Source organism: Enterobacter sp. RHBSTW-00975 (assembly GCF_013615235.1).
Classification (GTDB): Bacteria; Pseudomonadota; Gammaproteobacteria; order Enterobacterales; family Enterobacteriaceae; genus Enterobacter; species Enterobacter ludwigii.
The window spans coordinates 1164611-1175437 of sequence record NZ_CP055883.1; the positions used below are offsets into that span (position 1 = coordinate 1164611).

Consider the following 10827-nt stretch of genomic DNA (forward strand, 5'->3'; position numbering starts at 1 on the left):
ATCGGGTCAACATTTATTTAACCTTTCTAAATAAAGTTGAAGAGGACGAGCATGATGGTGCATTCATCTGCATGCGACTGTGAGGCCAGTTTGTGCGAGACCCTGCGTGGGTTTTCTGCTCAGCATCCTGACAGCGTGATCTATCAGACATCGCTAATGAGCGCCCTATTAAGCGGCGTGTACGAGGGGGAAACCACTATCGCCGATCTGCTTGCGCACGGCGATTTTGGTCTGGGTACGTTCAACGAGCTGGATGGCGAAATGATTGCCTTCAGCAGCCAGGTGTATCAGCTGCGCGCCGACGGGAGTGCCCGTGCCGCGAAGCCGGAGCAAAAAACACCGTTTGCGGTGATGACCTGGTTCCAGCCGCAGTATCGCAAAACCTTCGATGCGCCGGTCAGCCGTCAGCAGATCCACGACGTGATCGACCAGCAAATCCCCTCCGATAACCTGTTCTGTGCGTTACGCATCGACGGTAATTTCCGCCACGCCCACACCCGTACCGTTCCGCGTCAAAAGCCGCCATACCGTGCCATGACCGACGTGCTGGACGACCAGCCGGTGTTCCGCTTTAACCAGCGAGAAGGGGTACTGGTCGGGTTCCGCACGCCGCAGCATATGCAGGGCATTAACGTCGCGGGATATCACGAACATTTTATCACCGACGATCGTCAGGGCGGCGGGCATCTGCTCGACTACCAGCTGGAGAGCGGCGTGCTGACCTTCGGTGAAATTCACAAACTGATGATCGACCTGCCTGCCGACAGCGCATTTTTACAGGCCAACCTTCACCCCAGCAACCTTGATGCTGCAATCCGTTCCGTCGAAAACTAACAGGAGAACCACCGTGAACAGTGATAAACAGGCACGTCAGTGGGCGCATGGCGCCGATATGGTCGTAGGCCAGCTGGAAGCGCAGGGCGTGAAGCAGGTTTTCGGTATTCCGGGTGCAAAAATCGACAAAGTGTTTGATTCCTTGCTCGATTCCTCCATCGAAATCATTCCCGTGCGCCACGAAGCGAACGCGGCGTTTATGGCCGCAGCGGTAGGGCGCCTCACCGGCAAGGCCGGGGTCGCGCTGGTCACCTCCGGACCGGGCTGCTCGAACCTGATCACCGGGATTGCCACCGCCAACAGTGAGGGCGACCCGGTGGTCGCGCTGGGCGGTGCCGTGAAGCGGGCAGATAAAGCGAAGCTGGTGCATCAGAGCATGGACACGGTCGCCATGTTCAGCCCGGTGACGAAGTACGCCGTAGAGGTGAGTTCACCGGATGCGATTGCGGAAGTGGTCTCGAACGCGTTTCGCGCTGCCGAGCACGGCAGGCCAGGGGGCGCGTTCGTCAGCCTGCCGCAGGATATTGTCGACCAGCCCGCCACGGGCGCGATTTTGCCGGGCAGCAGTACTGCCAAAATGGGGCCGGCACCGGAATCCGCCATTAACGATGTGGCGAAGCTTATCGAAAAAGCCAAAAATCCGGTCATTTTACTGGGGCTGATGGCCAGCCAGCCTGCCAACAGCGCCGCGCTGCGTAAGCTGCTGGAGAAAAGCCGCATCCCGGTCACCAGTACCTATCAGGCGGCCGGGGCGGTGAATCAGGAACATTTCACCCGCTTTGCCGGACGTGTCGGCCTCTTTAACAACCAGGCAGGCGACAGATTGCTGCATCTGGCGGATCTGATTATCTGCATCGGTTACAGCCCGGTGGAATACGAACCGTCCATGTGGAACAGCGGCGACGCCACGCTGGTGCATATCGATGTGCTGCCCGCCTATGAAGAACGCAATTATGTGCCTGACCTCGAGCTGGTGGGGGACATCGCCGAAACGCTGAACCTGCTCGCCAGCCGGATCGCCCACAAGCTGGAGCTCAGCGCGCGCGCGTCAGAAATCCTGGTCGATCGTCAGCATCAACGGGATCTGCTCGATCGGCGTGGCGCCTCGCTCAATCAGTTTGCCCTGCATCCGCTGCGCATCGTGCGGGCCATGCAGGACATCGTCAATAACGACGTTACGCTCACCGTTGATATGGGGAGCTTCCACATCTGGATCGCCCGCTATCTCTATAGCTTCCGCGCACGTCAGGTCATGATCTCTAACGGTCAGCAGACCATGGGCGTTGCACTGCCGTGGGCGATTGGTGCGTGGCTGGTCAATCCTGGCCGCAAGGTGGTCTCGGTGTCCGGTGACGGCGGCTTCCTGCAGTCGAGCATGGAGCTGGAAACCGCCGTGCGTCTTAACGCCAATGTGCTGCACATCATCTGGGTAGACAACGCCTACAACATGGTGGCGATCCAGGAAGAGAAAAAATACCAGCGCCTTTCCGGCGTAGAGTTCGGCCCGGTCGATTTCAAAGTCTATGCCGATGCCTTTGGGGCGAAAGGCTTTGCCGTCGAGAGCGCGGATGCGCTGGAGCCTACGCTGCGTGCTGCAATGGATGTCGATGGCCCGGCCGTGGTCGCCATTCCCGTCGACTATAGCGATAACCCGCTGCTGATGGGCCAGCTCCATCTCAGCCAGATTTTGTGAATCAATATAAGGACAGAGAAATGCAAAAAGTTGCTCTCGTAACAGGCTCAGGCCAGGGGATTGGTAAAGCGATTGCGCTTCGCCTGGTGAAAGACGGTTTTGCCGTCGCCATCGCGGATTACAACGAAGAGACGGCAAAAGCCGTTGCCGATGAGATCGTCCGCAATGGGGGGAAGGCCGTCGCCGTGAAGGTGGATGTCTCCAGCCGCGAGCAGGTGTTTGCAGCGGTGGAAAAAGCCCGCACTGCGCTGGGCGGTTTCAACGTGATCGTCAACAATGCCGGGATCGCGCCTTCCACGCCAATTGAGTCGATCACCCCGGAAATTGTCGACAAAGTTTACAACATCAACGTCAAAGGGGTTATCTGGGGTATCCAGGCTGCCATTGACGCCTTCCGTAAAGAAGGGCACGGCGGCAAGATCATCAACGCCTGTTCCCAGGCAGGCCATACCGGGAACCCTGAACTGGCGGTCTACAGTTCCAGTAAGTTTGCGGTACGCGGGTTAACCCAGACGGCGGCACGTGACCTTGCGCCATTAGGGATCACCGTTAACGCTTACTGCCCGGGCATCGTCAAAACGCCGATGTGGGCGGAAATTGACCGCCAGGTCTCCGAAGCGGCGGGTAAACCGCTCGGCTACGGCACTGAAACGTTTGCCAAACGCATTACGCTTGGCAGATTGTCCGAACCCGAAGATGTGGCCGCCTGCGTCTCTTATCTCGCCGGGCCAGATTCCGACTACATGACCGGTCAGTCCCTGTTGATTGACGGTGGTATGGTGTTCAACTAAATACTAATAAGCTCTGACATGAGTTTTCCCCTGCCCCCGTGCAGGGGCTTTTTTTTGTCTCCTCAGCCATTGTGGATTACACTGCGCGCTGCAAAACTTTAGTCTTAGAGATCTGACAGGCGGTAACAGCGATGAACGGTACAATCACAACGTGGTTTAAAGATAAAGGCTTTGGATTTATCAAAGATGAAAACGGTGACAACCGCTATTTTCATGTGATTAAGGTCGCCAACCCTGATCTGATTAAGAAAGACGCAGCGGTGACCTTCGAGCCCACAACCAACAACAAAGGCCTTTCCGCCTATGCGGTGAAGGTGATCCCGGAAAGCAAACACCTCTATATCGCAGGCGAGCGCGTGAAGCTCACCTCGATAAAATCGTTTGTGGTGTTTAGCGAAGAAGAGCCAGCAGATACCGGCATCGATAAAGAGAACGCGGTACTGTCCGTGGGGCTGCTGATGAACAACATCAAACCCAAGTCTGACAAAAAACCGGGTGAAATGCGCACGGTGAAGAAGCTGGCTATCACCACCTTCCAGAATACGACGATGATCTTCACGGAAGATGAGATCGACATCGACGCTACGGTGAAGCTGCTGAAATAATGCTTTGCCGGGTAGGACGACGTCTTACCCGGCGTACCGCTGTCATCCTGGCGTGCAAACGCCACTCCCCCCGTTTTCCCGAGCAGGCGATACGCCGCGTCTCTTTTCGTCCGCTTTTTAACCTGCTATAACAAAACCCTTATCCTTCCGGGAGTCAACGCCGTGCCCGAGCTTAATCAACATGGTCAAACTGTTAACGATATCGTCCCCGACTGGAAATGCGCCCGTGCGTTAACCCGCACTCCGCTCGTCGGTCAGTATTGTCGTCTGGAGCCGCTGGATGCCGAACGCCACGCCGCGGATTTGTATGAGGCCTATGCGCTGGGGGACGACAGCGACTGGACGTGGCTTGTCAGCACCCAGCCCGTGAGCGTTGAAGACACCGCAGAATGGGTCCTTGGCAAAGTACTGGATGATGAACTGGTGCCGTACGCCGTCATCGATTTACGTACCGGGCAAGCGGTGGGGCTGGTGAGTTATATGGCAATAGAGCGCATGCAAGGGTCGGTGGAGATCGGCCACGTCACCTGGTCACGCAAGATGAAAGGCTCCCGCCTCGGCACGGAAACCGTATGGCTGTTGCTCAGGAATGCATTCGAGCATGGCTATCGTCGGCTGGAGTGGAAGTGCGATTCAATGAACACTGCCTCGCGTAATGCGGCGGAAAGGTTGGGGTTTGTCTGGGAAGGCCGGCTGCGTCAGAAACTGGTGCGCAAAGGGCGCAACCGCGACAGCGACATGCTGTCAATCATTGATGGCGAATGGCCACAGCGGGATGCCGAACTCCGCGCCTGGCTGGCTGAAGCGAATTTTGACGGGGAAGGGCGGCAGCGTAAAAAGCTGGAGGCGTTTCGTCTGTAAAATATGCCCCTCACCCGTTTGGAGAGGGGCTGCTTAGCAAACTGCGTTACAGGCGAACCGGTGCACCGTTGGCGACATAATATGCCGCGGTACTCTTCGCCAGCGGCTCGCGCCCGCGAATGGCATCGGCAATTTTCTCGCCAATCATGATGGTGGTGGCGTTCAGGTTGCCGGTGATGATCTGCGGCATAATGGACGCATCCACCACGCGCAATCCTTCCAGCCCATGAACGCGACCTTCGCCGTCGACCACGGCCATTTCGTCATACCCCATCTTACAGGTGCCGCACGGGTGGAAGGCGGTTTCAGCGTGGTTACGCACAAACTCGTCCAGCTGTTCGTCGGTCTGGCACTCAATGCCCGGGCTGATTTCCCGTCCACGGTATTTATCCAGCGCCGGCTGGTGCATGATCTCACGGGTGATGCGGATCGCATCGCGAAACTCCTGCCAGTCCTGTTCGTGGGACATATAGTTGAACAGGATCGCCGGATGCTGATGCGGATCGCGTGATTTAATCCGTACATGCCCGCGGCTTGGTGAGCGCATGGAGCCAACGTGGCACTGGAAACCGTGCTCTTTGACCGCGTTCGACCCGTTGTAGTTAATGGCGACCGGCAGGAAGTGGTATTGAATATTCGGCCATTCAAACTCCTCGCGGCTGCGGATAAACCCGCCCGCTTCAAAGTGGTTGCTCGCTCCCACGCCGGTGCCGCCAAACAACCACTCCGCGCCAATCTTCGGCTGGTTCCACCACTGCAGGGCAGGGTAGAGAGAGACCGGCTCTTTGCACTCGTACTGCAGGTACATCTCTAAGTGATCCTGCAGGTTTTCACCCACACCCGGGAGGTCATGTACCAGCGGGATGTCAAACTGCTTCAGCAGTTCCGCGTTACCCACGCCGGAGCGCTGCAGGATTTGCGGAGAGGCAATCGCCCCGGCGCACAGCAGCACCTCTTTGCTGGCCGTCGCTTTTGACGGAATCGTGCTCTCGCCTTCCAGCCACTCGACGCCTGTCGCGCGTTTGCCGTCAAAAATAATGTGATCGGTCATGGCATGGGTGCGAATGGTCAGATTCGGGCGTGATTTCGCCTGATCCAGATAGCCGCGTGCGGTACTGGCGCGACGGCCCTGCGGCGTCACGGTTCTGTCCATCGGGCCGAAGCCTTCCTGCTGATAGCCGTTAAGGTCGTCAGTACGCGGATAGCCCGCCTGCACACCGGCTTCTACCATCGCTTCAAACAGCGGGTTTACGCCGGGTTTAGAGGTGGTCACGCTCACCGGGCCGTCGCCGCCGTGGTAGTCGTTTGGCCCCACGTCACGGGTCTCTGCCTTACGGTAGTAGGGCAGGCAGTTGAGATAGCTCCAGTGTTTCAGACCCGGCTCAGTTGCCCAGTTATCCAGATCCATCGCGTTACCGCGGATGTAGCACATGCCGTTGATCAGGGATGAGCCGCCCAGCCCTTTGCCGCGACCGCACTCCATACGGCGGTTGTTCATGTGCGGCTCGGGCTCGGTTTCATACGCCCAGTTGTAACGCTTGCCCTGCAAGGGAAACGCCAGCGCGGCAGGCATCTGGGTGCGGAAGTCAAAACGGTAATCCGGGCCGCCCGCTTCTAGCAGCAGAACGGTGGTATTGGGATCTTCCGTCAGTCGTGTTGCCAGTACGTTGCCGGCAGAGCCGGCACCAATAATGATGTAGTCAAATTGCAAAAAAACCTCCCGGTTAAAATATGGACTGGAATTTACCCATCTCAACCTGGATGGACTTCACCTGGGTATAACTCTGGAGCGTCATTACGCCGTTCTCGCGGCCAATGCCGGAGTGTTTGTAGCCACCAACCGGCATCTCTGCCGCGGATTCACCCCAGGTGTTGATCCAGCAGATACCCGCTTTAAGCTGGTGGATCGCGCTGTGCGCGCGGTTCAGGTCGGCAGTCACGATGCCCGCCGCCAGACCGTAATCGGTGTCGTTGGCGCGACGAATCACCTCTTTGTCGGTTTCGTACGTGAGGATGGACATCACCGGCCCGAAGATCTCTTCGCGCACGATGGTCATCTCATCGGTGCAGTCGGTGAACACGGTGGGAGCCACCCACGCGCCGTTGTCAAAGCCTTCGCCTTTCAGCACATCGCCACCGCACAGCACACGCGCGCCTTCCTCTTTGCCTTTGGCGATATAGCGCAGCACGTTTTCGCGGTGCGGGAAGCTCACCAGTGGGCCAAAGTTGGTGCGTTCATCGAACAGATCGCCCGCGCGAATACGTGCCACGCGCTCAACAATTTTCTGCTCAAACGCGGCTTTGAATTTCGCCGGCACGAACACGCGGGTGCCGTTGGTGCATACCTGGCCGGAGCTGAAGAAGTTGGCCATCATGGCGATGTCCGCCGCGAGATCCAGGTCGGCATCGTCGAAAATAACCAGCGGGGATTTCCCGCCCAGCTCCATTGTCACCTCTTTCAGGGACGAGGCCGCCGAATTGGCCATCACTTTTTTTCCGCTGGCAACGCCGCCGGTGAAGGAGACTTTGGCGATGCCCGGGTGCTCGGTCAGGAACTGGCCGGTTTCTGCGCCCACGCCCGGCAGAACGTTAAACACGCCATCTGGCAGACCCGCTTCGGTGTAGATCTCGGCAAGCTTCAGGGCGGTGAGGGGCGTCACTTCGCTCGGCTTGAAGATCATCGCGTTACCTGCGGCCAGCGCTGGCGCGGATTTCCACAGGGCGATCTGGATCGGGTAGTTCCACGCGCCAATGCCCGCGACCACGCCCAGCGGTTCACGACGGGTGTAGACAAATGAGGTATCGCGCAGGGGGATCTGGCTGCCTTCCAGCGCCGGGATCAGCCCTGCGTAGTACTCCAGCACGTCCGCGCCGGTGACGATATCAACGGTGCTGGTTTCTGAGTACGCTTTGCCGGTGTCGAGGGTTTCCAGCTTCGCCAGCTCGTCGTTACGCTCACGAAGAATGTCTACCGCACGGCGCAGAATGCGCGAGCGCTCCATGGCGGTCATTGCCGCCCAGATTTTTTGCCCGCGCTGCGCGCTTTCTACGGCGCGATCGACATCCTCGCGCCCGGCGGCCTGAACGGTCGCCAGGACTTCACCGTTGGCCGGGTTGATGGTCTCGAAGGTGCGACCGCTGGTGGCCGATGTATAACCACCATTGATATAAAGCTGCTGTTCTGCCATTCGGGACATAAATTCTCCTCGGTTAATCGGTCGGTAAATGCTGGCTAATAAAGTGGCTGGTGAGCGACTGGGCCAGGGTTTTATCCAGCGGTTTGCCACTCAACGCGGCGCGCAGCCACAGCCCGTCAATCAGCGCCGCGAGCCCGTAACCCGCCTCCTGCGCCTGTTCGCGCGGCAGCTCGCGGCGGAACTCATACACCAGGTTCGACAGCAGACGGCGGCTGCTCACCTGCTGCAGACGGTAGAGCATTGGCTGATGCATGCTGCTCGCCCAGAAGGCCAGCCAAGCTTTCATTGCCGCGCCGCTGATCTGGGTTTCATCAAAATTGCCGCCGACAATCGCCTGCAGACGCTGCTCTGCGCTGCCGTGCGGTAAGGCATGCAAACGGTTCAATACCGCGTCGCGCAGCTGGCCGGTGATGTCGCGCATGGTCGCTTCCAGCAGGCCATTTTTGTCCTTGAAATAGTGACTGATGATCCCCGTGGAAACGCCCGCCCGACGGGCGATCTGCGCGATGGTCGCGTCATGCATTCCCACTTCATTTATTGCTTCCAGCGTGGCGTCGATCAGTTGCCTGCGCCGGATTGGCTGCATCCCCACTTTGGGCATTTTTGCCACTCCATTCATCAGCGTTGGTTAACCATTAAAGCGGTTTTTGATTGGACGTTCAATATAAAATGTGTCTTAATTGTTGCGGTTTTGGATTTCAATAGTTACAAAAACAGTGGGGATACTGGATGACAGATCTTTCGCAAGACAGAGAAAAGGACAAAATCAATCCGGTTGTTTTTTATACATCCGCAGGACTGATTTTGTTGTTTTCCCTGATGACGATCTTCTTTAGCGATTTTTCTGCCGAGTGGATTGGGCGCACCCTGAACTGGGTGTCGAAGACCTTCGGCTGGTACTACTTGCTGGCGGCGACGCTCTATATCGTCTTCGTCGTCTGCATCGCCTGCTCGCGCTTTGGCTCGGTAAAGCTCGGGCCGGAACAGTCAAAACCCGAGTTCAGCCTGCTGAGCTGGGCCGCGATGCTGTTTGCCGCGGGCATTGGTATTGACCTGATGTTCTTCTCCGTGGCGGAACCGGTCACGCAGTATATGCAGCCACCGGAAGGGGCGGGGCAGACGATGGAGGCCGCGCGACAGGCGATGGTCTGGACATTGTTCCACTACGGCTTAACCGGCTGGTCGATGTATGCCCTGATGGGTATGGCGCTCGGATACTTTAGCTATCGTTATAATTTACCCCTCACGATCCGCTCCGCGCTCTATCCGATTTTCGGTAAAAAAATTAACGGACCGATTGGACACACCGTGGATATTGCGGCGGTGATTGGCACCATCTTTGGGATCGCCACCACGCTCGGTATCGGCGTGGTGCAGCTCAACTACGGTCTGAGCGTGCTGTTTGATATCCCGGATTCCATGGCGGCCAAAGCGGCGCTGATCGCGCTGTCGGTGATTATCGCCACCATTTCGGTTACCTCCGGCGTGGACAAGGGCATTCGCGTGCTTTCTGAGCTGAACGTCGCGCTGGCGCTGGGGTTGATCCTGTTCGTGCTGTTTATGGGCGATACGTCATTCCTGCTCAATGCGTTAGTGCTGAACGTGGGTGATTACGTGAACCGCTTTATGGGTATGACGTTGAACAGCTTCGCCTTTGACCGCCCGGTCGAGTGGATGAACAACTGGACGCTGTTCTTCTGGGCGTGGTGGGTCGCGTGGTCGCCGTTTGTTGGCCTGTTCCTGGCGCGTATTTCGCGTGGACGCACCATTCGTCAGTTTGTGATGGGCACGCTGATTATCCCGTTCACCTTTACGCTGCTGTGGCTGTCGGTGTTCGGCAACAGCGCGCTGCACGAGATCATTCACGGCAATGCGACGTTTGCGCAGGAAGCGATGGTGCATCCGGAGCGGGGGTTCTACAGCCTGCTGGCGCAGTATCCGGCGTTTACCTTTAGCGCCTCTGTTGCGACCATTACCGGCCTGCTGTTTTACGTCACCTCGGCGGATTCCGGCGCGCTGGTGCTGGGGAACTTCACCTCGAAGCTCAAGGACATCAACAGCGATGCCCCTAACTGGTTGCGCATCTTCTGGTCTGTCGCCATTGGCCTGCTGACCCTGGGCATGCTGATGACCAACGGTATTTCTGCCCTGCAGAACACCACGGTGATCATGGGTCTGCCGTTCAGTTTCGTGATCTTCTTCGTGATGGCCGGGCTGTATAAATCTCTCAAGGTGGAAGATTACCGCCGCGTCAGCGCCAGCCGCGATACCGCGCCACGCCCGATGGGTGCGCAGGACAGACTGAGCTGGAAAAAGCGGTTGTCACGCCTGATGAACTATCCGGGCACGCGCTACACCAAACAGATGATGGAAACGGTCTGCTTCCCGGCGATGGAAGAGGTGGCGCAGGAGCTGAAGCTGCGTGGTGCGTATGTTGAACTGAAAAACCTGCCGCCGGATGACGGTGAGACTCTGGGACACCTGGATCTGCTGGTGCATATGGGCGACGAACAAAACTTTGTCTACCAGATTTGGCCACAGCAGTATTCGGTGCCCGGGTTTACCTATCGCGCACGCAGTGGGAAATCAACGTATTACCGCCTTGAGACGTTCCTGCTGGAAGGGAGCCAGGGGAATGATCTGATGGATTACAGTAAGGAACAGGTGATTACGGACATACTTGATCAGTATGAGCGGCACCTGAACTTTATTCACCTCCATCGCGAGGCGCCGGGGAATAGCGTGATGTTCCCGGATGTTTGAGCGGGATAACTAAGTGAATAAAGCGGTATCCTGGAGCAGGGTACCGCTTTTTTTAATGGCGTGGCACATTCGTGCTGCGCAAT

At 57.6% G+C, this 10827-nt stretch carries 9 protein-coding genes; 6 read left to right on the forward strand and 3 right to left on the reverse strand.

The window, feature by feature from the left end; all coding sequences use genetic code 11:
• Nucleotides 1-54: 54 nt before the first annotated feature.
• The 5 genes from budA (at nucleotide 55) to HV340_RS05645 (ending at nucleotide 4784) form a co-directional block, all read left to right on the forward strand.
• Nucleotides 55-834 (forward strand): acetolactate decarboxylase, encoded by a 780-nt coding sequence (gene budA / locus HV340_RS05625; RefSeq protein ID WP_126547810.1) that lies wholly within the window; start codon nucleotides 55-57, stop codon nucleotides 832-834.
• On the forward strand, nucleotides 806-2527 hold the full coding sequence (alsS, locus tag HV340_RS05630) for an acetolactate synthase AlsS (RefSeq protein ID WP_086463059.1): 1722 nt from the start codon (nucleotides 806-808) through the stop codon (nucleotides 2525-2527). The genes budA and alsS overlap by 29 nt, the downstream gene beginning before the upstream one ends.
• A 20-nt stretch (nucleotides 2528-2547) precedes the next feature.
• Nucleotides 2548-3318 carry a (S)-acetoin forming diacetyl reductase gene (locus tag HV340_RS05635; RefSeq protein WP_025204707.1) on the forward strand — a complete coding sequence of 257 codons (771 nt, stop codon included), beginning with the start codon at nucleotides 2548-2550 and terminating at the stop codon, nucleotides 3316-3318.
• A 131-nt stretch (nucleotides 3319-3449) separates the two neighbouring features.
• The gene (locus tag HV340_RS05640; RefSeq protein ID WP_014169053.1) at nucleotides 3450-3923 is read left to right on the forward strand and encodes a cold shock domain-containing protein; all 474 of its coding nucleotides are present in this window, start codon (nucleotides 3450-3452) and stop codon (nucleotides 3921-3923) included.
• A gap of 162 nt (nucleotides 3924-4085) precedes the next feature.
• Nucleotides 4086-4784, forward strand: a complete 699-nt coding sequence (locus HV340_RS05645; RefSeq protein WP_014169054.1) for a GNAT family protein — start codon at nucleotides 4086-4088, stop codon at nucleotides 4782-4784.
• A gap of 46 nt (nucleotides 4785-4830) precedes the next feature.
• Here HV340_RS05645 and betA read toward each other — a convergent pair whose 3' ends face one another.
• The 3 genes from betA to betI are packed head-to-tail and all read right to left on the reverse strand — an operon-like array spanning nucleotide 4831 to nucleotide 8582.
• Nucleotides 4831-6495 (reverse strand): choline dehydrogenase, encoded by a 1665-nt coding sequence (gene betA / locus HV340_RS05650; RefSeq protein ID WP_063925333.1) that lies wholly within the window; start codon nucleotides 6493-6495, stop codon nucleotides 4831-4833.
• 13 nt (nucleotides 6496-6508) lie between these two features.
• Nucleotides 6509-7981: a betaine-aldehyde dehydrogenase gene (gene betB / locus HV340_RS05655; protein ID WP_063925331.1), complete on the reverse strand. Its 1473-nt coding sequence runs from the start codon at nucleotides 7979-7981 to the stop codon at nucleotides 6509-6511.
• A gap of 13 nt (nucleotides 7982-7994) precedes the next feature.
• On the reverse strand, nucleotides 7995-8582 hold the full coding sequence (gene betI, locus HV340_RS05660; RefSeq protein ID WP_020885037.1) for a transcriptional regulator BetI: 588 nt from the start codon (nucleotides 8580-8582) through the stop codon (nucleotides 7995-7997).
• Between the two features lie 128 nt (nucleotides 8583-8710).
• On the opposite strand from betI, the gene betT reads away from it, so the two are divergent.
• Entirely contained in the window at nucleotides 8711-10744 is a 2034-nt protein-coding gene (gene betT, locus HV340_RS05665) for a choline BCCT transporter BetT (protein ID WP_014169058.1), read from the forward strand.
• Nucleotides 10745-10827 lie beyond the last annotated feature (83 nt).